Raw genomic sequence first — 25,965 nt, forward strand, 5'->3', positions numbered from 1 at the left:
GGTTCTATTGTTTGAATACTTTGTTTTAGAAGGTATATAATCTGAAATTGAAAATTTTCCAAATGAATTGCCATTTTTTATTTCTAATCCAACATCAGGTACTCAATGAAATGGTATGAAAGATTATAGGCTGGTGATACGACATTAAATAAGAGGAATCTGCGCGCAGCAAGAGTCCTAGCTCAGATTTCTACTAGAGAAAAATATTTAGTTGGAGTTGATATGTTAATAAAAAACGGATGGATGTGGAAACTAAATATTCATGACATTAAGGATAAAGGTCAGGAAATATAATTTGGTATTCTGGGAATAACCGGAGGTCCGTAGTTAAAGTTGCATAGAATTTGTATTTTGTTTCTAATTTTTCAATTGTTGTTAAGTGATGAGAACCTAGTCCACGCTGTACACTATGTTGAGAAAGAGTCGGCCCAATTTGTAATTTTCGTTTTTTCATTGCATCGTTCCATGGACTATAAAAAAATTTAAAAATAAAAGCAGGTTCCATGTAAATGCTATAAGGATAATGCGAACCATGTCTCCCGACTCTATAGTTCCCGTGCGAATTATTGTGAATTAATCTACCGTTAAGATATAGTTGGTTTGGATTAGGTTGAATTATTATGCCGTGATAACGTTGTTTAACAAGCGGAGAGCTATATCTTGGATTAGTGTAGCCATGAGTCGGTTCGTCAATCATCATAATCATTCTTATTGAAAACATATTGCCACCCATAGTGCTAAGTGATTTGAAAAATTGTTCTTTATTATAACAGCACAGGAATTCTGTCGTATTCAATACCATTTTCCATCCTGTAATTTCTCTTTCAATTTCCATAACTTCTTGATCAACTAAATAAGCATCAAATTCGAGTGATTTTGAGTTTCGTATTTCCCAATTAGGAGCGAATGTTTTACAGATTTCAACTGAACGATCAGTGGATCCACGATTAATAAGAATGCCATGATCAAATAGCTTTGTATGGTGCATTAACCACCATGGAAGTAAATATTCTTCATTGTAAAAATGAGAAATTAAAGTAGTCTTAATCAAAATCACCTCCGTATTTAACCTGCTTCTTATTTAATATGATATGGAAGGAAACCTATTGTTAGAAGGTTTCCTCTTAAAAGTTTTAAACCACATAGGGTATGTGGATGGATTAGTATATAAAGTAGTCTAATTGATAAAGAGTGGTATTAAAAAGTACAAAATCTAAAATGAGCATCGAATTAGTGTATAACGATTGAAACGGCACTGAAAACTAATAAAACAGCCATAATGATGTTGAATAATTGGTTATGTTTTACTAATATTTTTTGGAATATTGAACCAAATAAACTCCAACTAAATGTACTTAGTAAACCGACTATACCTAGAAATAATGAGAAAAGCAGAAAACTTGAATATGAATTGTAGTAGGGGAGTATGAAAGTCGATACTACAGTCAGTCCGAATAATATCCCTTTAGGATTAACGAATTGAAGAGAAATCCCCACAGTGAATAAGTTTTTATTATCTTTTTCAACGGGATTCGTACTGCTTTTACTAGTAAGTATTTTAATAGCTAAATATAACATATACGCTACACCTAAAATTTTTAAAGGGAATTCGATTATGGGTAAGATATTAAGTAGTACAACATTAAAGAAACTACATAAAGAAGTGAGGATGAAAAAACCAAAAGCTACTCCGAAGCAAAAGTTTATGCTTCTCTTTAATCCATGTTGATTTGCGTATGTCATAGCTAAGAAATTGTTAGGACCAGGTGTGAAGCTACTTATAAATACAAATAACAAAAAAGAAAATATAGGCATTTGAACCCCCCTAATTATTTTTGTATGTTATAATGACCGAAAAGAACAATATAACGTGTGCTTTTTATTATACATAACGGTCGTTATATTGTATATAGTGTGGGAGTGTTTTTTATGGAAGAAATTCAACTTATACTAGCGAAAAATTTAAAAACTATAAGAGAAAAAGAAAAATTAAGTTTGGAAAAAGTTTCCCAATTAACAGGTGTGAGTAAAACGATGATTGGACAAATTGAAAGAGGAGAATCAAGCCCGACACTAACAACAATATGGAAAATTGCAAATGGCTTGAAAGTTTCTTTTACCTCTTTAATCAACAATCCTCAGCCTGATACGAAAGTGATCTTAAGAAAAGATATTCAAGCATTGTCTGAAGACAATGGAAAATATAAAGTGTATCCTTCTTTTCCTTTTCAAGATGATAGACATTTTGAAATGTATACAGTAGAAATAGAAACAGAAGGGAAATTAAGTTCAGAAGGGCATAAAGAAGGCGCAGAAGAATTTATTACGGTATTTGAAGGTGAATTGACAGTAGAAGTGAATAACTGTCAATATACATTAAATAGTGGAGATTCAATTCGTTTTAAGGCCGATAGATCACACTCTTATTATAATTTAGGGGAATCTTTGACTCGATTAAGCATGACAATTTATTATCCAACTGCATAAGTTTACATTTATAGTAACAAAAGATAAAACCATCTTTAAGAGATGGTTTTTATTTTTTATTACTCACAAAAAAAGACACTCATCTGAGTGTCAACATAGTATTGCTCTCGCGTATAGGATTGGAGTACGTTTCTCAAATACGTATTGAGATGGTTCGTAAAAAAGAAACTGTCTTCATATTTAATGTAACATCGGTGGAAGTCAGTGTAAATTGATAATATATATACGGAAAATTTAGTATAGATAGTTTCTACTATGAATATAGTGCAATTTGTTCTTTAATGCGCCACCACTTTTATGAAATAATTGGGAGGTTCTTATCATGACAGACTTAGTATTTAATAATGTTTATTAGAAAAAGAATGAATCATTTTTAAATCGATTCGTATAATTGTTAGAGAGGCACCTGTTGAACCACCTCCAACCAAATTAACGATGTATAATACGCCGAATAATTGAAGTGAAATTGTAGTATCGGCAATTAAATTATTGTTATAATTTGAAGTTGATATAGCGGGAGAAAAAATAGAACCAGGAAGTGGAGTAGAAGCGTTTAATAGTAGTTTTGTTCCAGCGAGTAGAGCAGTTGTCGTATTAACTTGATAGGTTAAATGATATCTTCTGGTTACAGGAATTGTAAATATATCGTTTGAGGCGTTAACTGTAAAATTACCGAGGCTTTGGTTATTAGAAAGAGGAATATTAGTTCCGCCTAATATCACAGTGATGGGATCACCTAATGTATTATTAGCGAACATAGAGTTTGTTGTAACTATTGACCCAGTATTTCTGGTAGGTTCAGTAAGTCTGTATGGAAGAATAATTTCAAGAGTCGTTGATACTAGTTTTTCTATTCTTTTTTCATTTTTATCTTGAGTATAAATTACCTCATTTTTAAATTAGAATGCAATAAGTTTCGTGTTTTTGGAATGGAACTATCATTTTATTATATTAATAGGGGTTATAGCAACGGTAAAATGTTTAATAACTGTATGAATCATTTGGAAAGAAAAAAGAATAGTTATGAAAGCATTTCTTAATAATAGACTCATACTTATGTAAGTTAATTAAAAATATGTGGAATGAGGAATTAAATTGAAGCGGAATGACAAATTATCAATAAATAAAGGTAAGATAGAACCTGAGAATATTGGACCTACATTTTCAGCTCTTCCACCAATATATATTCCAACAGGAGCAACGGGAGCAACAGGAGCAACAGGAGCAACAGGAGCAACAGGAGCAACAGGAGCAACAGGAATAACAGGAATAACGGGAATAACGGGAATAACGGGAGCGACAGGAACAACGGGAGCAACAGGAACAACAGGAGCAACGGGTGTAACGGGAGCAACGGGAGCAACGGGAGCAACAGGAGCAACAGGAGCAACGGGAGCAACAGGAGCAACAGGAGCAACAGGAGCAACAGGAGCAACAGGAGCAACAGGAGCAACAGGAGCAACAGGAGCAACGGGAGCAACGGGGGCAACAGGAATAACAGGAGCAACGGGAGCAACAGGAATAACAGGAATAACGGGAGTAACGGGAGCAACGGGAGTAACAGGAACAACGGGAGTAACAGGAACAACGGGAGTAACGGGAGCAACAGGAACAACGGGAGCAACAGGAACAACAGGAGCAACAGGAGCAACGGGAGTAACAGGAGCAACGGGTGTAACGGGAGCAACAGGAATAACAGGAATAACGGGAGTAACGGGAGCAACAGGAGCAACGGGAGTAACAGGTCCTACTGGGGGGATTGGCCCTATAACAACAACTAATTTGCTATATTACACTTTTTCAGATGGAGAGAAACTTATATATACAGATGCAGATGGCATAGCTCAATATGGTACAACGAATATACTATCACCTACTGAGGTTTCATATGTAAATTTGTTTATCAATGGAATTCTGCAACCACAACCATTCTATGAAGTTAGTACTGGTAAACTAACTTTATTGGATAACCAACCACCATCGCAAGGTTCTTCAATTATTTTACAATTTATTATTATTAATTAAAAAAGACAGATTCTTAATGTGAAAAGGAATCTGTCTTTTTTGTTCTGAATTACATTCGGTAACATTAAGTGACGATAAATTCAATTGTAATTGGAATTCCGCCGTCTAATGCATCCCCACCAGGAATTGTAATAGCACCAGTAGGACCAGTAGTAACACTGGAGTTCACGCTTGGTTGAAGAATACCGTTCACATATAAGTTGTAATACGTGAAAGTCGGAAAAGCGGTTGCAGTAGTACCCGCATCGTTTAAACAAGCTGTGGCAGCAATTGCAAAAGCCGCACCTGTACCTGTGCCGGCTCCTAGTGTAGATGTAAATCTTCTAGATGCCATAAATGGTTGAATGATAGGCAATTAATTTTCACTCCTTACAATATTTTATTAGAACGAAGTATAAAATAACTTGTCCACTATATTGTATGAGAGTTTTTTATAATAGAAACGGCTTCCCCTTTAAAAGGGGAGCCCAATTTTAGTAAAGAAGTGTTCTTTATGTATATGAAAAAATGATGTTGTTACTTGCGGAATATATGTAAATCGTAAATTCGGTTTTTGTATTCAAATTAAAATGTGTCTTTGAACCTAAGAGATAAACGTGGAAAAATAAAATAAACTCTTAAGTTTAGGTATTTAATCTAAGCAGTCAATTATTAAAAACATATAATTAATATGTGAGTCATGAACATAATTAAATAGCGTTTGCAAGTTTAATTATATTTCATGTTTCCTATTTTAAGTCAATATATAACACATACTCTTTTACAACTTTATGATTCTTATAATAGGAAAAACTCAAATATAAAACAAGTAAGGAGGACATAAATGACAAGTAATAATTGTTTCGGTCATAACCACTGCAATAATCCGATTGTTTTCACTCCAGAGTGTTGTAACAATCCACAAACAGTTCCGATTACTAGTGAGCAATTAGGTAGATTAATTACTTTACTAAACTCTTTAATTTCGGCTATTGCAGCGTTTTTTGCAAATCCAAGTGATGCAAACAGATTAGCTTTACTCAATTTGTTTACTCAACTATTGAACTTACTAAATGAATTAGCACCTTCTCCAGAAGGGAATTTCTTAAAACAATTAATTCAAAGTATTATCAACGTACTACAATCTCCTAACCCAAATCTAAGTCAATTACTTTCTTTATTACAACAATTCTACAGTGCTCTTGCACCATTCTTCTTCTCTTTAATTATTGACCCTGCAAGTTTACAACTTTTATTAAACTTATTAACTCAATTAATTGGTGCTACTCCAGGAGGCGGCCCAACAGGTCCAACAGGTCCAGGAGGCGGAGCAACAGGAGCAACAGGAGCAACAGGAGCAACAGGAGCAACGGGAGCAACAGGAGCAACAGGAGCAGGAGCAACAGGAGCAACAGGATTAACAGGTCCAACGGGAGCAACAGGCCCAACAGGAGCAACAGGAGCAACAGGTCCATCAGGAGTAACAGGAGCAACAGGCCTAACAGGAGCAACAGGAGCAACAGGAGCAACAGGTCCAACAGGAGCAACAGGAGCAACAGGTCCAACAGGTCCAACAGGAGCAACAGGTCCAACGGGGGCAACAGGTTTAACTGGTGCAACAGGTTTAACAGGAGCAACAGGTGCAACTGGTGGCGGAGCTATTATTCCATTTGCTTCAGGTACAACACCATCTGCGTTAGTTAACGCGTTAGTAGCTAATACAGGAACTCTTCTTGGATTTGGATTTAGTCAGCCTGGTGTAGCATTAACAGGTGGAACTAGTATCACATTAGCATTAGGTGTAGGTGATTATGCATTTGTAGCACCACGTGCAGGAACTATCACGTCATTAGCAGGTTTCTTTAGTGCAACAGCTGCATTAGCTCCAATATCACCTGTTCAAGTGCAAATACAAATATTAACTGCACCTGCAGCAAGCAATACGTTTACAGTACAAGGTGCACCTCTATTATTAACACCAGCATTTGCCGCAATAGCGATTGGTTCTACAGCATCAGGAATCATACCTGAAGCTATTCCAGTAGCAGCTGGGGATAAGATACTGTTATATGTTTCATTAACAGCAGCAAGTCCAATAGCTGCAGTTGCTGGATTTGTAAGTGCAGGTATTAATATCGTTTAATTTGTTACAATGTTTAGTAGGAAATTAAACAGGGGTTTGTATATAGTCCTTCCTAATAAATTTAGGAAGGACTATATTTTTTAGGAAAATAAGTAATAAATTAATTGAACAATTACTCTTTGTTAAGTTCGTATAAAAAAGTATAATTTACCCTTTCTCATTTAAGTAATAAGTTATGTAACTTTAAAAATTTCCAATCAGTAAAAAAAGATGAATTCTTTTAAAAAAGAATTCATCCATAAGATAAACTATTTATTTTTATTACAGTTACATCCTTTTTTCTTTACATAGCCTTGCTCCGCTAAGTCTCTTTGCGATTGGGAATTGGAAGATTGAGAATTGGAAGATTGAGAGGATGCTGAAGAACTACTATTTTTATTATAAGAGTAGTTTTTTCGATAGTTATAATTACTCATAGTACTATCACCTCCAATTTAATATATAAATATTATATGTATGTCCACTATCAATTGTTACTATTTTTAATAGGAAGAGAAGATACAATAAAAAAATCTCCTTGGTATTTTCCTAGGAGATAAATGATGATTCTTTTGAAAATTTACAAATTAATAGCCCCAGTAAAGAGGGAAGTAATAAGAATCTTGGTGATGCGGATTATGTTGTTGAGCGAGGGGCTGGGTTGGATAATTTTTCATTTCACGGTTTTGATTGCAGTTTGACGGAGGACCAATTACAGTAGTTGATTGGATAGGGGAAACCGCTTGTTTCCATTGTTGTTCATTGAGGCAGTAAGTATGGGCCATCATATGAGCTGGAGTTAACCTTAAAATGTCAGAACCGAAAATAACTTCTGGAGTTGGAGCATTGAAAATAGCTAATAAATGAGTATTATTTGCTGTAGCAATTTCATAATGCCACCACGCTTGTGGAATGTTGGCAACTTGCCCGGGTTTTATCGGTAAGTTTAATATTTGATTCGTAAATGGATTAAGTAAAGAAACAACAGCAGACCCTGAAATACAATAAACAAGTTCAGCTGCATTTTGATGAATATGTGGTTCTACAACATTTCCTGTACTTAAATAAATATCTAATAAAGAAGTATTTTCTAAAGTATTTAATTGTTTAATACCAAGTACATTTATATAATTTTGGGCATCTTTCCGAAAAAAATTACTTTTATTTACATCATAAGTAAAATTGGTTGAGGGGGAGGTATAGTCGATGTTGGCAGTCAATTGTATTACCCGCCTTTCTATAGGTAAGTTAGGTTACAAAATTAGGATATGTGTCTAGTCTTTGTTTTGTGCTGTTGTCGGTAGCTTAATAAATTCACTTATTCCATAAAGAATAAGGTGTTAAGACCAAACTATATTCGTATTCCCATTCATACTTTGGATTGATGGAAAAAAGTAATGAAAATGTTAATTTAAAATTACATCAATCATTTATAAGGAGTGAATGTTCATGTCATTTAGTGAAATGATTAGAAATGAAGTACTCAGCTGGGCGGGTGTTTCTGAAAAACCGCATCGATTTGGTGGTATTGAAATAAATTATGGCAAGAAAGAACTTGGCCATCTTCATGGTGATAAATTAGCTGATTTACCATTTCCGAAGTTAAAGCGAGATGAATTAGTGAAGCAAGGCTTGGTAAAACCACATCACGTATTACCTGAATCAGGATGGATCAGTTATTATTTAAAGAGTGAAGAGGATATTCCATTTGCAATTGAGTTATTTCGTATGCAATATGATCGAATTAAAAAGTAATGAAATAAAGTAGGATAATAAAAATTTATTTTTATGTCACATCCCTCCTTAATCGTTCGTCTTGTATGTAGAACGATTAAGGAGGGATTTTATTATGAATACATTTGATATAGCAATTGTTGGCGGTGGGCTTGCTGGATTAACAGCATCTATATATTTAGCGAAAGCTGGAAGGAAAGTGATTGTATTAGAAAAGTCCAGTCAATTCGGTGGCCGAGGGATGACTACAAATAAAAATGGAATCTGCATGAATCTTGGTGCACATGCTTTATATAGAGGCGGGGCAGCGTTTATAACTTTTAATGAGCTTGGTATGACTCTTCCAGGTGGAATACCATCTACAAAAGCACATGGAATATGGAAAGGGGATATATTCACTATCCCAACAGATTTTTACTCAATTTTATCAACACCACTACTTTCTTGGTCTGCAAAAGTACAATTCTCACGTCTTATGATTCGTTTAGGAAATTTAGATGTAGGAGAAGTTCCGAAAATGAGTCTAACTACATGGGCAGAAAATGAAATAAAAGATCCAATGGTTCGCAATATATTTTATGCGCTATGCCGAACAACAACATATACGTTTGCTCCTACAATACAATTAGCATCATCTGTACTAAAGCAAATACAGCTTTCTATAAAAGAGGGAGTGCTTTATGTAGATGGTGGTTGGGAGACGATAATAACAAAATTAAGAGCTATAGCGAATGATATCGGGGTGCAGTTTTTGGCTAAAAAGCATGTTGTGGAAATTGAGCATTCCGAAGGTAAACAAAGAATACATTGTGTTGATGATGAGGTTTTTGAAGTAGGCGCAGTCATCGTGACGACTCCGCCGAAAGAAGCTTGTAAAATAATAAAAGGTGCAGAAGGAACAAGTTTGCATAGATGGAGTGAACAATCTGTACCGGTTACTGTTGCTGCATTAGATATTGGCTTGAGACAATTACCCAATCCTACACATCAATTTGTATTAGGATTAGATCAACCTATATTTTTCACAAATCAATCGAGAGCAGCTAAATTAAGTGAAGATGGATCAATTGTAGTGAGTCTAATTAAGTACTATAATCCTGTACTCGAGATGAATCATATTCGTGATGATAAAGAACAGTTGGAAAGTACGATGGAGTTGTTACATCCAAATTGGAAAAGAGAAGTTGTTGCACAGCAATATTTACCGAAAATAACAGTAGTACATGATTTTCCTCATATTGACCGTGTTGAAAAAGCGGGCCCTAATATACCTGAAATGCCAGGTGTTTATGTTGCAGGAGATTGGGTAGGGCATGATGAAGTATTAGCTGATGCTGCGGTAGCAAGCGGGAAGCGTGCAGCGTTATACATTTTAAAGCAATATGAAAGTGAGGCAGTTCATCATGGAAACGGAGCAGTTATATGAAGCGTATCAACCATTATTATTTTCGTTAGCATACAGAATCCTTGGGAGTGTTATGGATGCTGAGGATATCGTTCAGGATGTATTTATCTCGCTAAATAATATAGAAGATCCTCAATCTATAGAAAATATGAAAGCATATTTATGTAAGATGGCGACAAATCGTTCAATTGATAAATTACGATCGGCAGCGCATAAACGTAACGTGTATGTAGGGATGTGGTTGCCAGAGCCAATTGTAGAAGAGAGTGATGAGCCATCAAAGTCATTTATAATGAAAGAATCCCTTTCCACCGCATATTTATTACTTTTACAACAATTATCTGAGGTAGAAAGGATTGTTTTCATATTAAGAGAAGTTTTCAGTTATGAATACGAAGAAATAGCTTCAATTGTTGATAAGAGTAGTGTAAACTGCAGGAAGATCTTTCAACGTGCTCGAAAAAGCATGTTGGAGAAACCGAAGCAATCAAAATTAAGCACGGAGAAAATGGCTTCTTATGTTGAAAAGTTTGTATCATCATTACAGTGTGGGGATGCGGAAGGTATGTTAGAAGTATTAAAAACAGATGCTATACTCAAAGCTGATGGTGGTGGTAAAGTTACGACTGCGATTAACCCGATTTATTCTGCGGATCGAATTATACGTTTGTTCTTTGGGATTGCACAACGATTGACAGAAGAGTACACTGTTGATTTCAAAATGGTCAATGGTATACCAGGAGTTATAGTTACAATAAATAATAAAGTAACTTATGTTCTTTCGTTTGTATTTGAGGATGAGAAAATTTCAAATATTTATATGATGGTTAACCCTGAAAAACTTATGCATTTAAATGTAAAAATATAAAAAAGCGCATTTCTTCAGAAATGCGTTTTTTATTATTTTTCTAACATTTCAAGAGGTACATCTTTTTCGCCAGCTACCTCAAATTTAATTTCCCCGTCTTCTTCATAAATACGTGTAATAATCGGTATAGTAATCATTAATTTTTTATGCTGCTTTCGTTTTCTAGCAGCATCTAAGCTAATCACGTTCATTTGTAAGCATCCTTTCTTCTGGAAATATATAGACAAAGAAAATGCGTCCGAAAAGGGCGCTTAATTGAATTTGAAATACCGATTCATTTAAATGGGGTTTATATAATTTAATAACTGCAATTTTAATATGAAATAATATAAATGGAATAATTGCACGTAGAAATTAACTTTACCAAAAAACGAAACAATATGCTATAAAAAAATTCAAATCTTTGTCATATAACAGGAAAAAGGTTTTTGTTTCGCATATAATGAAAGTAGACGGGCAGCAAGAGCTTTTTCATCATATTGCTTTGGAAAGGCGATGAAAAAAATGGATACGTTAGATTCATTATTATTTCAACTTGAACAATATGGAGAAGAGCATGATCGAAATAAAAAAACAAGGGAAGAAAAATTACGGAATATTACTCGTGAGATGGGGCAATTTTTATCAATTTTAGTAAAAGGGTGTAGCGCAAAAAACATTTTAGAAATCGGAACTTCTAATGGTTATTCTACATTGTGGTTAGCTAATGCGGTAGAAGAAACAAATGGAAATGTAACAACTGTAGAGCTTTCTTCAGAACGAGTTGGAGAGGCACTTGTCAATTTTGAAAAGGCAAACCTTTTACAAAGGATTGATGTTCATAATCAAGAAGCAGGGGCATTTTTAGATGCGCAATTAGATCATTCATTTGATTTTATTTTCCTAGATTCAGAGCGTACGCAATACATGTGGTGGCTTGAGCATATAAAACGCATTTTACAACCAAAGGGTTTTCTTGTTGTTGATAACGCAACCTCTCATGCAAATGAATTAGCCGAGTTTAAAAAAATGATAGAAGAAGATGAAATGTTTGAAACGGTGTTATTGGCATTTCAAAATGGAGCATTCGTAGCGCGCAAGAAGAAATAGGAGTGAGCGCAATATAATTATCACATTGAAAAAGGGTGTATGTCAAAAGATTGAGTACAGAAGGATAGAAGAACATAATTTATATACGTAACATACGAAGAATCCGCCTTCAGCATGTCGTTCTCTAGGTCTTAAGTCTGAGGAAAATTATGTTGATTACAGGTATACTTATAGTAAGAAACAGGGAATGACTGCATAAACAGGCATTTCTAAAAAAAATCGATTTCAAGCAGTCAGAATGTATATGAAATACGATATAATTGATGAAATATAGTGCATATAAATTCGCACATATAAATAAAGGAGCGATTTTGTTGACTGAACTCGAGAAAAAAGAACCTGTATCCATTGTGAAAGATAATAATGTAGAAGTAGTAGTTGATACAGTTATAAAAGATGAAGAATTAGAGGAACTAAATAAAGAAGCTGATCTTTATGTACAAAAGTTAAATAGCGAGCAAAATACAGATTTATCAAAAGTATTGTCTCAGCTAGGAGATTTAGGGGATAAAGAGCAACAGGCAGCAGGACAAACGTTATCAGCTTTAAAACGCCCTGTAACAGCGATGATGAATGGGAAAAATGAAGAAATTCCAAATACATTGTTAGAATTACGAAAAGTGGTATCAGAGCTTGATCCCAATTCACTTAAAGCAAGTGGTATGAAGAAAATAATGTTTAAAGTATTCAAGAAAAATCCACTTGAAACATACGTGCATAAATACCAATCTATAGATAAACAAATCGAGGAAATCATTAGATCCCTTCTAATTGGCCGTGATAACTTACAAGAGGATACAGTGGGTCTTGAAATGTTAAAAGAACAATCGCACGATAAAATTCATGCGCTTGATAAACAAGTATACTTAGGGAAAAAGCTTGCTGGCATGCTTGAAGCTGAGAAACAAAACCCAGAGCGTCAAAGAGATATTCCATTAATTAACGATGCGTTAGAAAAGATACTTGTACGTACACGTAATATGCAGCAAGCGAAAAGTGTATTATTACAATCTATAGCTTCTGTAGACATCATTAAGAAAAATAACGAAAAGTTAACAGAAGCAATACGTAATGCAATTACGATGACGCAAAACGTTGTAACAGTTTCAGCTGCTATTCAGCTAGCATTAACGAATCAACGGAAAACAATTGATGCTGTAAATGCGACGAATGAAGCAATTGAATCGATGGTATTAAGTAATTCTCAAGCGTTAAAACAAAATACAGAAGAAACGACGAAATTGCTTGAAAACCCTGCTATTAGCATGGATAAATTACGTGAATCATTTCAAAATGTGTTCGCTGCAATTGAAGCATCTGAAAAATCGTCAGAACGTATTATCGAGTCAAGTAAGAAGTTCGTTATTGAACTAGACACATTTAATGATGAGATGAAGCAGAAACTCATTCAGCGTCCAAGGAAATAACGGATTATTAGAGGAGGTGAACAAATGAGTTTCATTCAAACAGTACTATTACTACTCGGTACATTGCTTTTAATAGCATTTACTGTCGTTGTTTTAGTCGTATATTTCGGACGGAAGCTGTATTTTTCATGGACGAAGCCATATAAAAGAGCGCAAGATTCTTTAGATAAGTTATCAAACAAATCCATACCGTTTCTACAAGAATTTACACAACATCCACTGTTTTATCGCTGGATTCGCACTGAAGGAAAGAAAGAACAAAATACATTAAATACTCTATTTTGTGCATCAGGTCAACGTACGAGAGAACAAGTCTTCTCGATGTTACCGAAAGAAAAGCAGAAAAAAGTGCATGTAATGGCAAAAACTACGAAAAAGCTTACGAATGAAGATATTGATGTAGCTGCGATGAAAGTGAAAGATTTCTTAAGACAAGAAACACAGCAAACTGTAAAACCGACAGACTTATCATTTTACAAATTGTATTTTTATGACCGTTATCCAGACGCATTAAATACAATTCAAGCGTATAAACGCTCAATAAATCCTTCATTACAAAAAACGGTTGATGATATTACAATTTCAGTATTGAATGCACTTCCGTACTATCAAGAGCAACGCATGTTTGAACAACAACATAAACTTGAAACGTTCTTAATGAAAGATTTAACGGCCATGTTATCGTTGGTAGTACAATTACCACCTTCACAAAGACCAGAGAAGGAAGAAGAACTGAAAATCTACTTGGAAAATTTCCAAAAAGAAATGGAAGTAGTAGAGCGAGATATTCGCGACTCAATTGATCACGATTTAAATGTGAAGATGAGAGCAGCGACTGAGAAGTTTAAGAATAAATAACAAAAAGCGCCTTAAAAGCTAAGTATCACAGCTTTAGGGCGCTTTTTGTTATGAGATTTTATTTTGCACTAACGGTAGTATGACTAGAAGCCACACTTTCATTATGCAATCGATCAACTGCAGTTACGACATACGTATACGTTTCTCCAGAAATAACGGTTTTATCTACATAAATTTCTCCAAGTTTTGTTTTTCTTACAGTAGTAAGTAAATTTTTCGGATTTTGTATATCCACTTCATTTTTCCCATTCGCGCGGTAAATAGCGTAATAAGCAGAATCATTATCTCTATTGTCAATGATGCCAATTGCAATACCTTCATTTCTTGGAATGGCACCTTTTAAAGTCGGTTGTTTTGGTGGATCATGATCAATCCAAGGCATAGGCGGGATTAATGCAGGATGTTTATATATGTCTTTTGAGAGTCTATCTTTAACTCCAAGTGGATTGTTATTAATATCTTTTAAGCTAAAATGCATACTACCTTTTATTTCAGGATATAGCCGGTTTAATGCAATTTGTCTTGGATATTCTTCTGGATCAGACCAAGCAGGGACGGAGTTATTATTAATTTTATAGGCCGCTTGACCGATGTATAGGTGAATCGGTTTGTTATTTGTTTCTTTAACCCACCAATCTACTAATATGTCATATGCAGCTGGGGTGAAACCTATATTCCAATATATTTGCGGTGTAATGTAGTCAATATATCCTTTTTGTATCCACTCACGTGTGTCAGCATAAAGGTCATCATAGTTTCTTTGGCCTGCGGTTGTGTTAGAGCCAGTCGGATCGTCAGCTATATTTCTCCATACGCCGAACGGACTAATGCCAAACTTTACATATGATTTTTCTTGTTTTATAGCAGTATTTAAATCTTTTACAAGTTCATTTACATTGTTACGTCGCCAATCTTCTATATTTGTAAATCTACCGTTATTATATGTTTCGTACGTTTTCTGATCTGAAAATTCTTCACCGGCTACTTTATATGGATAAAAATAATCATCCATATGCAGCGCATCAATATCGTAATTTTGCACGATTTCTAAAGCACCTTCTGTTATAAATTTTTTCACTTCTGGAATACCGGGATTGTAATATAACTTTCCGCCATAAGGGACAACCCAATTGGGATGTTGCCTTGCAGGGTGATTATTTGATAATCGATTTATATCGGTGTGATTCATCGTTATTCGGTATGGGTTAATCCAAGCGTGGAATTCTATATTTCTTTTATGAGTTTCTTCAATCATAAATGCAAGCGGGTCATAACCAGGATCTTTTCCTTGTGTTCCTGTAATGTATTCAGACCAAGGACCGTAATTTGAAGGATAGAAAGCATCAGCGGTTGGTTTAATTTGTACAACAACTGCATTCATACCAGTGCTTTTTACATCGTCTAATAATCTTATAAATTCTTGTTTCTGTTTTTCAATGGGTAAGCCAGTTTTTGAGGGCCAATCAATATTCAGAACAGATGCAATCCATACAGCACGTAATTCATGTTTTTTGTATGCAGTATTTACTTCAGCATAAGTAGAGTGAGGGGGAATGAAAGAGAAAGGGATGAACAAGATGACGATACAACATATCATTAATAAACGTTTAACGATCATTTATACGCCTCCCTATCATATGATTATTTAAAATAATATAGGAGGCGAGGTTGACTTTGCAATAGAGAAAATTGCATATTGAAACATTAATTTAATAGGAAAAATATTTTTAATGAAATTTACTTTCATTATAACTAAATTCATTTACTACTTCATATGCTTGTTAGTAAAGTGAAACTTCCTTTCATTTGAAGGGTAATAAATTATAAGTATAGGAGGATTAATAAATGAAAGTTTTGTTCGTCTGTTCTGGAGGAATGTCCAGTGCAATTGTTGTAAACGCTTTAAAAAAAGAAGCGGAGAAAAATGGTGTGAACATGGAAGTGCATGCAATTGGAACGAATGAGGTAGAGGAAGAAGTAAAGAATGGCTGGGATGTCGTAATGGTGGCACCTCAAATAAGACACCGATTTGACTCTGTAAAAAAATTTGCAGAGGAGGAATCTATTCCGTGTGGCATCATTCCACCGCAAGCATACACGCCACTTGGAGGCCCGACTTTATTAAAAACTGTAAATGAATTAATTAGTTAGGAGGAAGCGTTATGAATAAGTTTGTCACGTTTCTTGATAAAAACTTATCTGGCCCGATGGCAAGGCTTTCTGAGCAGAGGCATCTACAAGCAATCCGTGATGGAGTTATTTCGGCGTTACCATTTATTATAGTAGGAAGCTTTTTTTTAATAGTAGCATTTCCACCACTGCCGAAAGATAGTTTCATATCGGTTTGGGCATTAAAGAATCAAACAAGTATATTGATACCATATCGTTTAACTATGTTTATTATGTCCTTATATATAGCATTTGGAATAGGATATAATTTAGCGAAAAGTTATAAATTAGATGCTTTATCAGGAGCACAGCTTGCGGTATGTTCACTACTTTTAACATTAACGCCTGAGTTAATTGATAAAAAAGGATTCATGCTTCCGATGACAAATCTTGGAGGTCATGGATTATTTGTGACGATGATCGTCTCTATTTTATCAGTTGAGATTTTAAGGTTTTGTAAGAAGAATAACGTAACGATAAAAATGCCAGAACAAGTACCACCGTCAGTATCACGTTCATTTGAAGCACTTATACCTGCAGCATTCGTTATTATTATGATGAGTCTTATTACAGTCGTTTTTAAAGTTGATTTACATTACGTTGTAGATAAACTAGCCGCACCGTTAGTAAAAGCTGGTGATAGTTACTTTGGCGTTATTATACCTGTATTTTTAATTACGTTTTTCTGGTCTTTCGGGATACACGGAGTATCAGTTGTAGGTACTGTGGCAAGGCCACTTTGGGATGTGTATTTAGGAAAGAACGGTGAAGCTGTAGCAAGTGGAGCGAGTCATTTTCCGTTTATTGCACCAGAACCGTTTTATCAATGGTTTATTTGGATTGGTGGTTCGGGCGCAACGTTAGGGCTTGTGTTAGCTATGATTGTATTTGGTCGATCAAAATATTCGAAAGCATTATCGAGAACGTGTATTGTTCCGGGGATTTTTAATATAAATGAACCGGTTATATTCGGTTTGCCGATTGTATTAAATCCAATTTTAATTATTCCTTTCGTCATTACCCCGTTAGTAACAGCTACTATAGCGTATGCTGCAACCGCAATGGGATTTGTAACACCAACGCATATTATGCCGCCATGGACATTACCTGCTCCAATTGGTGCATATTTAGCAACAGGTGGAGATTGGCGTGCGATTGTATTAGTTTTTATAAATATAGCAATATCGTTCCTTATTTATTTACCATTCTTTAAAATGTACGACAAAAATATGCTTGAAATCGAAAAGAATGGTGACGGAGAGTCGGTTAATCCTTAATCTGCATGCTGTTATTTTGAGTGATAGACTTTTTGTCTATCACTTCTTTCACATTAAAACTAGAAAGGGGGAAATAGAATGAATATAAAATTTAGTTATAAAGGTGTGTTTTTATTACTATTTGGAGTGATTTGTGCAAATTTACTTTTTGTCCCTTTATTAGGCATGCTAAATTTATCACAAATGCATAGTATTTGGCTCGTTACAAGTATTGCGGCAAGCGTTTTGCTTACGGTAGTTGTTTCTTTCATTGATGGATCGTTTGCATCGAAAGCTCAGTTGTTTTTTAGATTTATATTGTTTTCGATTGGTTGTACGTTGGTTACTTACATGATTGTTTTTTAGTAAATAGGAGGTCATGCATGTTATGTATGTTGCAGGGGTAATGTCCGGTACTTCGTTAGACGGAATAGATGTAGCACTCGTTCATATAGATGGAAGCGGTGTAGATTCTAAAGTTGAACTCATCCATTTTACTACTGTGCCATTTTGTAATGATATGAAAAATGATATCCAGCAGGCATTATCAATAGAAAATTCAAATGTACAACTTATATGCAGTTTGAATTTTAAACTCGGTTTACGCTTCGCAAACGCTGTAAAGGAAGTTTGTAAAGAGGCCAATTTTCCTTTGAGACAATTAGATTTAATTGGTTCTCACGGACAAACGATTTATCATCAGCCACAGCAAGATGGAGGTATGATTCCTTCTACATTACAAATTGGAGAACCAGCAATTATAGCGTATGAAACGAATACGACGGTTATTTCTAATTTTCGAACGATGGACATGGCAGCTGGAGGACAAGGAGCACCACTTGTACCATATTCAGAGATTATTTTATATCGTCACCAAACTAAAAATAGACTACTACAAAATATCGGTGGGATTGGTAATGTGACTGTAATACCAAGTCAACTAAGTGAGAAAAGCGTTATAGCATTTGATACAGGTCCAGGTAATATGGTAATGGATGAAGTATGTCAAAGGTTGTTTCAGTTGTCATATGATCAAAATGGTAACATTGCAAAACAAGGAGTAGTTGTAGAAGAGGTTTTGACATATTGTATGAATCATCCATTTTTTGAAAATGAATCCACCGAAATCAACTGGTAGAGGACAGTTTGGAGAAGAATTTGTCAGTGAGTTATTAAAGCGGTTTGAAAAGCATAGTAAAGAAAATATATTGACGACTGTCACAAGGTTTACAGCAAGTTCAATTGTTTATCATTATAAGGAGTTTATTCTGCCGTATTATGAAATCGATGAGGTAATTCTAGGTGGTGGCGGAAGTTATAATGATACACTTGTAGAAATGATACGGCATGGATTGAAAGAAGAAAAATGTGCATTATTCCTTCAAGAAGATATAGGCTATTCTTCAGAAGCGAAGGAAGCAATCGCCTTTGCCATTTTAGCAAATGAAACATATCATCGTAATCCGAGTAATGTGCCGAGCGCAACAGGTGCAAAGGAATCTGTAGTTTTAGGGAATATAACATTCCCTCCAATTTGAAATGAATGAGGCGAATAGATGAAATATATGATTGGAGTAGACGGCGGGGGAACAAAGACAGAAGCAATTGCATTTGATAAAGACGGAAATGAACTTGTAAGAGCTACAAGTGGTTTTGGAAATATATTAATAGATTTTGAAGAAGTTCTTGTGCATATTATGGAGGTGATTGATCAATGCCAGAAAGGTGTATTAAATGGGCATTGCGTTTGTATTTGTTTAGGATTAGCGGGTGTAAGTGGAGTAAATACGAATGAATTAACATTACGTCTAAAGAAGAAGTATGGAACACCAATTGAAGTTTTTAATGATGCGATGATTGCACATGCAGCTGTTTTAAAAGGAAAAGATGGAATTTTAACAATTGGCGGCACAGGTGCAATTTGTCTTGGAAAGAAAGGAGAAGTGTACGAGTATAGTGGTGGATGGGGACATATTTTAGGAGATGAAGGAAGCGGATATTGGATTGCATTACAAGGTTTAAAAAGAATGGCGAATCAATTTGATCAAGGAGTTGCACTTTGCCCATTAAGCTTAAGGATTCAAGATGAGTTTCAACTTTTGACGTCGTCTCATATAAAAAGACTAGTTTATAGTTCTTCAAAAGATAAAGTTGCAGCAATCGCGCCATTAGTTATTCAGGAAGCGAGAAATGGGAATGATGATGCACGTGAAATTATCTTGCAAGCTGCTAAGGAATTAACGAGAATTACAGTGAATATTTACAATAAAATGAAGTTTGATGTACCAACTTCAATTGCAGTAAGTGGTAGCATAATGCGTTTCGTTCCAGAAATATATGCTGAATTTAAGAAATGCTGTGAGAAAAGTATAGGAAAAGTTACATTTGTATCACAATCCGAACCAGCAGTGAAAGGAACATATTATTTAATGAAGAATTTATATTTAAATAAATAGCTGCATGAGAATTTTTGTATGATTTGTAAAAATATGATGTTAAAATGTATAAAGGGATGTATGTTAAAAACGTACAATATACGTAGTAATTGAATATTGTATATGTAATCCCATGTAGAAAGTGAATGATTACATGATTAATAGTATGCAGTTTTTATATTTGGTGGCTTCTTATTTAATTGGAAACATATTGACCGCTTATATAGTAACAAAATTGAGACATAACGTTGATATTAGGGATGAAGGAAGCGGAAATCCTGGCGCAAGAAATATGGGGCGCGTATATGGAAAAGGGTATTTCATCGCTACATTTTTAGGTGATGCGATTAAAGGGGCAATCGTTGTTGCTGTAGCAAAATATCTTTTTGAAGATCCTACATTCGTAATGTTAACATTATTGGCCGTTATTATTGGACATATCTATCCAGTTTTATTTAAAGGCAAGGGCGGTAAAGGTATTTCAACATTTATAGGAGGACTAATCGCATTTGATTATTTGATAGCGCTTACCCTCTTAGGCATTTTTATTGTATTTTATTTAATATTTAAAGGGTTTACGAAGCCAGGACTAATTACAATTGCTTGTTTACCAATTTGTATGATTCTTTATTCTTATTCTATTGTTACCACTATATTAAGTGGAATGATTATTGTACTTATTCTATATGTGAATCGAGAATAAAATGAATGTTTAATAAGTGGGGATAATCTCCACTTATCATTTTTTATTAAATAGATAAAGGAGATAAGGCATGGGGTTAATTTATAAAGTTGCTGATCAAGATTGGGAATTTGAAAGTATACATAAATTAAATTATAAAACTTTTGTGGAAGAGATACCACAACATGAAGAAACGAAAGACCGGTTTCGTATAGATCGGTTTCATAAAGAAAATACATATTTAATTTGTTTAGATGAGGATAGATTAGTAGGTATGGTCGCAGTGCGGGGAAAACGACCATTCTCGTTAGATTATAAAATCTCAAATTTAGATGTTTATTTGCAAGAGCATGGAGAAAAAATGTATGAAATTCGTTTGCTTTCAGTAGAACGTGAATATAGAAATGGAAGAGCGTTGTTAGGATTAATTCGTTTTCTACATCGTTATTTGCTTCTAAATGGATATGAATTAGCACTCATTTCTGCAACAACACGTGAACTAGCTTTATATGAGCAAATGGGATTCAAATCTTTCCATACGTTAGTTGGTACAGAAGAAGCAGCCTTCCAGCCAATGTATGTTACCCCTGCTATGTTTGAAGAGTCGAGTGTTGGGGGGATTATGACGAAAGAATATACGTTTTTACCTGGTCCAGTGGATATTGAAGAGAACGTTCGAAAGGCATTTTCTACGCGGCCTATTTCGCATCGCTCTAAGTCATTTCAAGTGATGATGGGCAATGTAAAAAAACGGTTACTTTACATGACAAAAGCAAAACATGTACAGCTTATGTTAGGAACAGGGACGTTAGCAAATGATGCGATTGCTTTACAGTTACGTTCTTTAAAAGGGAAAGGACTAGTATTAACAAATGGGGAATTTGGTAATAGATTAGTTGGACATGCAAAACGAGCACGGTTACATTTTGATACGTATAAAAAGGAAATGGGAGATCCATTTATTTATACCGAATTAGAAGAAATCATGACAACTGGAAATTATGAATGGATTTGGTTTGTTCATCATGAAACATCTACTGGAATGTTAAACGATTTAAACGAGCTAAATACTCTTTGTAACGAGAATCAAATAAAACTATGTGTAGATTGCATAAGCTCAATTGGAGCAATACCATTATCCTTGAAGGATGTGTATTTTGCAAGTGGTGTTAGCGGTAAAGCGATTAAATCATATACAGGAATTTCTTTCGTTTTTCATAACCACATTGTAAAAATAAACGAGGCTGTGCCGGCCTATATGGACATTGGTATGTATGAAGAAAATGAAAGCATTCCATACTCACAATCATGGAATTTAATTTATGCATTACAAGAAGCGTTGAAGCGATTTGAAGATGAAAAGGTATTTGTAAAAATTAAAGAGACATACGAGTATGTTGAAGAAGTTATTACTGATATGGGCTTAAAGCTTGTTTCACCTAAAGAACATGCCGCGCCAATTATACTTACTATTGTATTAAGCGAAGACCATTCTTCTAAAGTAGTAGGCGATGCATTAGCATTACAAGGATACATCGTTCATTATGAGTCATCTTATTTACAAAAGAATAATTGGATCCAAATTGCATGTTTAAATCATTATAAAGAACGCGATATGAAGAGGATGTTAAATTGTTTGCAAATGTGTTTATTTCAGAGTGGGGTACATATATAAAGATTTTTTCTTTTCGTATAAAGGAGCTACGACTTACGAAAACTTAGAAATAGAACTTTGGAAGAGGTGTCAGTATGATAACTAGAAAACTACCATTACATATAGACGATATTAAAAAAGCTCACAAAATTCTAGATAGAAATGCTCGTAAAACGCCATTAGTAAAATCTTTTTATTTGACTAGTAAAACGGGCGGAGAAATACATTTGAAATTAGAAAATATGCAATTAACGGGTTCTTTTAAATTTCGTGGCGCATTTAATAAAATGTCGCGGCTCACGGATCAAGAAAAAGAAAGAGGTGTAATCGCATGTTCAGCAGGTAATCATGCACAAGGAGTTGCATTATCTGCTCATTTACTCGGTATTAAGAGTAAAATTGTTATGCCAATTTCTGCACCGCAGGCGAAAGTTGAAGCAACAAAAGGATATGGATCTGAAGTGATTTTACATGGTGAAACCTTTGATGATGCAAAGGCAAAATGTGAAGAAATTATAAGGGAAACAGGTGAAACATACTTACATCCATATGATGATGTAGAGGTAATGGCTGGTCAAGGTACAATTGGATTAGACATTCTTGATGATATGTGGGATGTAGATACTGTCATTGTACCAATAGGTGGAGGCGGAATTATTTCTGGTATTTCTGTAGCATTAAAATCTTTTAATCCATCCATTAATATAATTGGTGTCCAAGCAGATAATGTTCATGGAATGAAGGCATCTTACGATAAAGGCGCAATCGTAGAACATTATGAGGCCCCTACTATTGCAGATGGTTGCGCAGTTAAAATACCAGGAGAATTAACATTTGAAATTGTAAAAGAATTAGTAGATGATATTGTAACTGTATCAGAAAAAGAGCTGGAAGTAGCGATGAAAGATTTATTACAACGTGGGAAAGCTGTTGTAGAAGGTGCAGGTGCATTAGCAACTGCTGCACTTCTTGCAGGAAAAGTTGATAGTTATATAAAAGGGAAAAAAGTAGTGGCTGTTATATCTGGTGGGAACGTGGACTTACAGCGCATATCAAGTGTATGTGAGCACTTTTTTGTCGCTAATGAAGTGAAATAGTTTTATGAAAGAAGAGCTAAGAGAAATGATCTTAGCTCTTACTTTTTGTCTACCATTTACTGTAAGTAGCAATAAACTTGCAGAATTTGCTGTCTAATGAATTGTTTTATTTAAGCGCCTATTTTTACACATATCTTTAATGTTACAATAATTATTTCAATATTGTCGAAACGTAAGCAGAAATTTAATATAATAGTTTTAATGTGCTAATGAGCGGTGAGGAGGGCAGGTCATGAATAAAGAAGAACAGGTCATGAACGGTTTCAGGGAATTATATAATAAGCTGGTTTGGCTTAATAAAGATAAGATGGAAGAAGGTCTTAAAGGGTTTAAGTCTTCTGAAGTCCACTGTATTGAATATATTGAAAACAATGCAGATTCTAACGTGACACAACTCGCAGAGGCTTTTTATGTGACTCGCGGTGCTATAAGTAGAATGACTAAGAAGCTCATACAAAAAGGCCTTGTTGAAAGTTACCAAAAGTCAGAAAATAAGAAAGAAATTTATTTTAAGCTTACCGAACAAGGGAAAGAAATTTATAAAATCCATGAAAATCTGCACAAAGAGTTTCAAGAGCGGGATAAAGCTGTATTTGAGCAAGTAACTGAAGAAGAATTCGACAGTATAATTAGCTTTGTGGAAAAGTATAGTAGACATTTGGATGCAGAAATAAAGAAACAAGGTATACATATTAAATCGTAATACATTTTAATAATAAAATGGCAGCCTTACTCTAATATGAGAATAGGCTGCTTTTTTATTATTTTATCTTTGTTGACTAATCAACAAAACAGGGTTATCATTTTGTTGACAAAGCAACAAAATATTTTAAGGAGAGAAGTTAAATGTCTATATTTAGATCACAAAATGAAAGGGAAACTGAAAAAAGCATAGATAAACATGCGTTACTATTCGGACTTATTTCTGTATTTCTTTGTGGTATAGGTTTCAGTATCATCATGCCTGTAGTCCCATTCTTAGTACAGCCATATACAAGTAATTCGGAAGAACAAGCATTAGTTGTTACACTACTAACTTCCGTATATGCGGCCTGTGTGTTTTTAGCTGCTCCAGCACTCGGGGGTTTAAGCGATAAGTATGGCCGTCGTCCATTACTTTTAATATGCTTATTTGGTTCTGCAATTGGGTACTTAGTTTTTGGCATAGGAGGAGCTTTATGGGTATTATTTGCTGGACGCATAATAGAAGGTATAACAGGTGGGAGCATAAGTACTATCTTCGCATATTTTGCAGACATCATTCCGAAAGAGCAGAGAACGAAATACTTTGGATGGGTGAGTGCAGTTGTAGGTGCGGGAACTATTATTGGACCAACTCTTGGGGGGTTACTTGCAAAGTTTGGTCATTCTGTACCTTTATACTTTGGAGCGTTCATAACTTTATTAAATGTTTTATATGGTATGAAATACATGCCTGAGAGTCTTGACAAAAATAACAGGTTAAAAGAGATTACTTTTGTAAGGTTAAATCCTTTTGCACAGCTAGCAAATATACTTTCCATGAAAAATTTAAAATGGTTACTTATCTCAGCGTTTTTACTTTGGATACCTAACGGATCTTTACAAGCAATTTTCACGCAATTTACAATAGATACTTTCAGTTGGAAACCTGCATTAATCGGACTTATGTTTTCAATTTTGGGCTTTCAAGACATTGTTTCACAAAGTTTTATCATGCCAAAGCTTTTAATCAATCTTAGTGATAAACAAATAGCTATTCTTGGGATGGTTTCGGAGATTATAGGATACAGTTTTATTGCGGCATCAGCTTTGTTTTCACTCTATCCACTACTAATCGTTGGAATGCTAATGTATGGTTTTGGGGATTCAATTTTCGGGCCTTCATTCAACGGGATGCTTTCAAAGTCTGCCAGTTCTAGTGAACAAGGAAGGATTCAAGGTGGAAGCCAATCTATTCAAGCTTTAGCAAGAATGATTGGTCCTATTATTGGAGGACAAATCTATGTATCACTTGGTCATGCCGCACCTGCTTTTATGGGTATGATTCTTATAGTAGCGGCAATAGCAGTTTTGTATAAGGGAACGTATGAAACTGTATAACAGATAGATATAAGAACAAATAAAAGGGAGTCAGAACTTAGGAACAAGTGCTGATTCCCTATTTGTTTACGGTTTGAGAGCTAAGAGAAATGCTTTTGTTTAGGAATTTATTCTGCTATGCTCTCATGGTGAAGGGTAATATTCAGTGATGTGGAACTATTATTAATTACAGTTAGCTTTATTTGAAAGTAAAAAGGTAGGTAAATGACTAGATAATTTCATTATGCTTGTGCTGAAGTAAATAATGACTCCATCTTTACTTTGCTCTTTTCTCGAATTTCAGCATCTGCGTGTCTCATAACGTATTTATGCGCTACAGCGATTGCTAAAACATCATCTAATAAGCCAATCCCAATAATAGCAGCTATATCTGGAATGAAATCGATTGTTAATACGTAATAAGATAAAGCGGCTAATATTATGAATTTCGCCTTAGTAGGTAATTCTTTCTTTTTCATTGTGTAGAATAAAATAATACTTTCATATACGCTAGATTTACCGAGGTTTACAGAGCTTTTTTTGAACTTTTTCCAAAGTGTCTGTTTCTCCATATAAACACTCCTTTTACAAAACATAGATTTTTTAAAAGGATGGAC

At 34.7% G+C, this 25,965-nt stretch carries 27 protein-coding genes and 1 pseudogene; 19 read left to right on the forward strand and 9 right to left on the reverse strand.

Going from position 1 to position 25,965, the window contains the following annotated elements; genetic code table 11:
- Positions 1-268 precede the first annotated feature (268 nt).
- Positions 269-1,051 carry a glycosyltransferase family 2 protein gene (locus ACQGSG_RS15870; RefSeq protein WP_000598285.1) on the reverse strand — a complete coding sequence of 261 codons (783 nt, stop codon included), beginning with the start codon at positions 1,049-1,051 and terminating at the stop codon, positions 269-271.
- 179 nt (positions 1,052-1,230) lie between these two features.
- Complete coding sequence (locus tag ACQGSG_RS15875; protein WP_001121281.1) at positions 1,231-1,815, reverse strand: LysE family translocator; 585 nt, start codon at positions 1,813-1,815, stop codon at positions 1,231-1,233.
- Positions 1,816-1,872: 57 nt separating this feature from the next.
- On the opposite strand from ACQGSG_RS15875, the gene ACQGSG_RS15880 reads away from it, so the two are divergent.
- The gene (locus tag ACQGSG_RS15880) at positions 1,873-2,487 is read left to right on the forward strand and encodes a helix-turn-helix domain-containing protein (protein WP_116291545.1); all 615 of its coding nucleotides are present in this window, start codon (positions 1,873-1,875) and stop codon (positions 2,485-2,487) included.
- A gap of 338 nt (positions 2,488-2,825) precedes the next feature.
- On the opposite strand, the gene ACQGSG_RS15885 is transcribed toward ACQGSG_RS15880, so the two are convergent.
- Positions 2,826-3,371: a BclA C-terminal domain-containing protein gene (locus ACQGSG_RS15885; RefSeq protein WP_033667963.1), complete on the reverse strand. Its 546-nt coding sequence runs from the start codon at positions 3,369-3,371 to the stop codon at positions 2,826-2,828.
- A 211-nt stretch (positions 3,372-3,582) separates the two neighbouring features.
- Here ACQGSG_RS15885 and ACQGSG_RS15890 point away from each other — a divergent pair, with 211 nt between their 5' ends.
- Entirely contained in the window at positions 3,583-4,512 is a 930-nt protein-coding gene (locus ACQGSG_RS15890; RefSeq protein ID WP_426947619.1) for a DUF4183 domain-containing protein, read from the forward strand.
- Between the two features lie 64 nt (positions 4,513-4,576).
- Here the strand turns inward: ACQGSG_RS15890 and ACQGSG_RS15895 are convergent, their stop codons facing one another.
- Entirely contained in the window at positions 4,577-4,867 is a 291-nt protein-coding gene (locus ACQGSG_RS15895) for a DUF4183 domain-containing protein (protein WP_001121647.1), read from the reverse strand.
- Positions 4,868-5,335: 468 nt separating this feature from the next.
- Here ACQGSG_RS15895 and ACQGSG_RS15900 point away from each other — a divergent pair, with 468 nt between their 5' ends.
- Positions 5,336-6,634, forward strand: coding sequence for an exosporium glycoprotein BclB-related protein (locus tag ACQGSG_RS15900; RefSeq protein WP_426947621.1), 1,299 nt, complete (start codon positions 5,336-5,338; stop codon positions 6,632-6,634).
- Between the two features lie 248 nt (positions 6,635-6,882).
- On the opposite strand, the gene ACQGSG_RS15905 is transcribed toward ACQGSG_RS15900, so the two are convergent.
- Together ACQGSG_RS15905 and ACQGSG_RS15910 are read right to left on the reverse strand one after the other, a co-directional pair.
- Positions 6,883-7,050: a hypothetical protein gene (locus tag ACQGSG_RS15905; RefSeq protein WP_002094006.1), complete on the reverse strand. Its 168-nt coding sequence runs from the start codon at positions 7,048-7,050 to the stop codon at positions 6,883-6,885.
- 150 nt (positions 7,051-7,200) lie between these two features.
- A complete protein-coding gene (locus tag ACQGSG_RS15910) occupies positions 7,201-7,833 on the reverse strand; it encodes a cupin domain-containing protein (RefSeq protein ID WP_000126330.1) in 633 nt (210 codons plus the stop codon).
- Positions 7,834-8,062: 229 nt separating this feature from the next.
- Here ACQGSG_RS15910 and ACQGSG_RS15915 point away from each other — a divergent pair, with 229 nt between their 5' ends.
- From ACQGSG_RS15915 to ACQGSG_RS15925, 3 genes are all read left to right on the forward strand, one after another.
- Positions 8,063-8,368: a luciferase family protein gene (locus ACQGSG_RS15915; RefSeq protein WP_000010319.1), complete on the forward strand. Its 306-nt coding sequence runs from the start codon at positions 8,063-8,065 to the stop codon at positions 8,366-8,368.
- 94 nt (positions 8,369-8,462) lie between these two features.
- Positions 8,463-9,773, forward strand: a complete 1,311-nt coding sequence (locus ACQGSG_RS15920; protein ID WP_061113326.1) for a phytoene desaturase family protein — start codon at positions 8,463-8,465, stop codon at positions 9,771-9,773.
- Entirely contained in the window at positions 9,751-10,620 is an 870-nt protein-coding gene (locus tag ACQGSG_RS15925) for a sigma-70 family RNA polymerase sigma factor (protein WP_000447144.1), read from the forward strand. Before ACQGSG_RS15920 ends, ACQGSG_RS15925 begins: the two co-directional genes overlap by 23 nt.
- 32 nt (positions 10,621-10,652) lie before the next feature.
- Here the strand turns inward: ACQGSG_RS15925 and ACQGSG_RS15930 are convergent, their stop codons facing one another.
- On the reverse strand, positions 10,653-10,811 hold the full coding sequence (locus ACQGSG_RS15930; RefSeq protein WP_001100984.1) for a hypothetical protein: 159 nt from the start codon (positions 10,809-10,811) through the stop codon (positions 10,653-10,655).
- A 304-nt stretch (positions 10,812-11,115) separates the two neighbouring features.
- Here ACQGSG_RS15930 and ACQGSG_RS15935 point away from each other — a divergent pair, with 304 nt between their 5' ends.
- The 3 genes from ACQGSG_RS15935 (at position 11,116) to ACQGSG_RS15945 (ending at position 13,994) form a co-directional block, all read left to right on the forward strand.
- Positions 11,116-11,709, forward strand: coding sequence for an O-methyltransferase (locus ACQGSG_RS15935; protein WP_002005067.1), 594 nt, complete (start codon positions 11,116-11,118; stop codon positions 11,707-11,709).
- A gap of 314 nt (positions 11,710-12,023) precedes the next feature.
- Positions 12,024-13,136 (forward strand): toxic anion resistance protein, encoded by a 1,113-nt coding sequence (locus tag ACQGSG_RS15940; protein WP_000137407.1) that lies wholly within the window; start codon positions 12,024-12,026, stop codon positions 13,134-13,136.
- Positions 13,137-13,160: 24 nt separating this feature from the next.
- Entirely contained in the window at positions 13,161-13,994 is an 834-nt protein-coding gene (locus ACQGSG_RS15945) for a DUF3974 domain-containing protein (protein ID WP_098605358.1), read from the forward strand.
- Positions 13,995-14,052: 58 nt separating this feature from the next.
- Here the strand turns inward: ACQGSG_RS15945 and ACQGSG_RS15950 are convergent, their stop codons facing one another.
- Positions 14,053-15,612, reverse strand: a complete 1,560-nt coding sequence (locus ACQGSG_RS15950) for a glycoside hydrolase family 10 protein (protein WP_098279610.1) — start codon at positions 15,610-15,612, stop codon at positions 14,053-14,055.
- A 227-nt stretch (positions 15,613-15,839) separates the two neighbouring features.
- On the opposite strand from ACQGSG_RS15950, the gene ACQGSG_RS15955 reads away from it, so the two are divergent.
- The 10 genes and pseudogenes from ACQGSG_RS15955 to ACQGSG_RS16000 all read left to right on the forward strand — a co-directional run bounded on the left by ACQGSG_RS15955 (position 15,840) and on the right by ACQGSG_RS16000 (position 25,369).
- Positions 15,840-16,145, forward strand: a complete 306-nt coding sequence (locus ACQGSG_RS15955; protein WP_000865907.1) for a PTS sugar transporter subunit IIB — start codon at positions 15,840-15,842, stop codon at positions 16,143-16,145.
- 11 nt (positions 16,146-16,156) lie between these two features.
- Positions 16,157-17,440: a PTS sugar transporter subunit IIC gene (locus ACQGSG_RS15960; RefSeq protein ID WP_001032295.1), complete on the forward strand. Its 1,284-nt coding sequence runs from the start codon at positions 16,157-16,159 to the stop codon at positions 17,438-17,440.
- A gap of 78 nt (positions 17,441-17,518) precedes the next feature.
- Positions 17,519-17,785 carry a hypothetical protein gene (locus ACQGSG_RS15965; RefSeq protein WP_001021966.1) on the forward strand — a complete coding sequence of 89 codons (267 nt, stop codon included), beginning with the start codon at positions 17,519-17,521 and terminating at the stop codon, positions 17,783-17,785.
- Positions 17,786-17,807: 22 nt separating this feature from the next.
- A pseudogene (gene anmK, locus ACQGSG_RS15970) lies at positions 17,808-18,957 on the forward strand (anhydro-N-acetylmuramic acid kinase AnmK).
- A gap of 18 nt (positions 18,958-18,975) precedes the next feature.
- Complete coding sequence (locus tag ACQGSG_RS15975; protein ID WP_058839613.1) at positions 18,976-19,875, forward strand: BadF/BadG/BcrA/BcrD ATPase family protein; 900 nt, start codon at positions 18,976-18,978, stop codon at positions 19,873-19,875.
- A gap of 133 nt (positions 19,876-20,008) precedes the next feature.
- Positions 20,009-20,557, forward strand: coding sequence for a glycerol-3-phosphate 1-O-acyltransferase PlsY (plsY, locus tag ACQGSG_RS15980; RefSeq protein ID WP_000610871.1), 549 nt, complete (start codon positions 20,009-20,011; stop codon positions 20,555-20,557).
- Positions 20,558-20,627: 70 nt separating this feature from the next.
- Positions 20,628-22,211: an aminotransferase class V-fold PLP-dependent enzyme gene (locus ACQGSG_RS15985; protein ID WP_000523051.1), complete on the forward strand. Its 1,584-nt coding sequence runs from the start codon at positions 20,628-20,630 to the stop codon at positions 22,209-22,211.
- A 74-nt stretch (positions 22,212-22,285) separates the two neighbouring features.
- Positions 22,286-23,287: a bifunctional threonine ammonia-lyase/L-serine ammonia-lyase TdcB gene (gene tdcB / locus ACQGSG_RS15990; protein ID WP_000632955.1), complete on the forward strand. Its 1,002-nt coding sequence runs from the start codon at positions 22,286-22,288 to the stop codon at positions 23,285-23,287.
- A 232-nt stretch (positions 23,288-23,519) separates the two neighbouring features.
- Positions 23,520-23,990, forward strand: a complete 471-nt coding sequence (locus ACQGSG_RS15995) for a MarR family transcriptional regulator (RefSeq protein ID WP_001030901.1) — start codon at positions 23,520-23,522, stop codon at positions 23,988-23,990.
- A 143-nt stretch (positions 23,991-24,133) separates the two neighbouring features.
- Positions 24,134-25,369, forward strand: coding sequence for an MFS transporter (locus ACQGSG_RS16000; protein ID WP_070183851.1), 1,236 nt, complete (start codon positions 24,134-24,136; stop codon positions 25,367-25,369).
- Positions 25,370-25,590: 221 nt separating this feature from the next.
- Here the strand turns inward: ACQGSG_RS16000 and ACQGSG_RS16005 are convergent, their stop codons facing one another.
- Positions 25,591-25,920 (reverse strand): YkvA family protein, encoded by a 330-nt coding sequence (locus ACQGSG_RS16005; protein WP_000415089.1) that lies wholly within the window; start codon positions 25,918-25,920, stop codon positions 25,591-25,593.
- Positions 25,921-25,965: the final 45 nt, after the last annotated feature.

It is taken from the genome of Bacillus sp. GMa5/1, from assembly GCF_050172015.1.
Taxonomy (GTDB): Bacteria; Bacillota; Bacilli; order Bacillales; family Bacillaceae_G; genus Bacillus_A; species Bacillus_A cereus.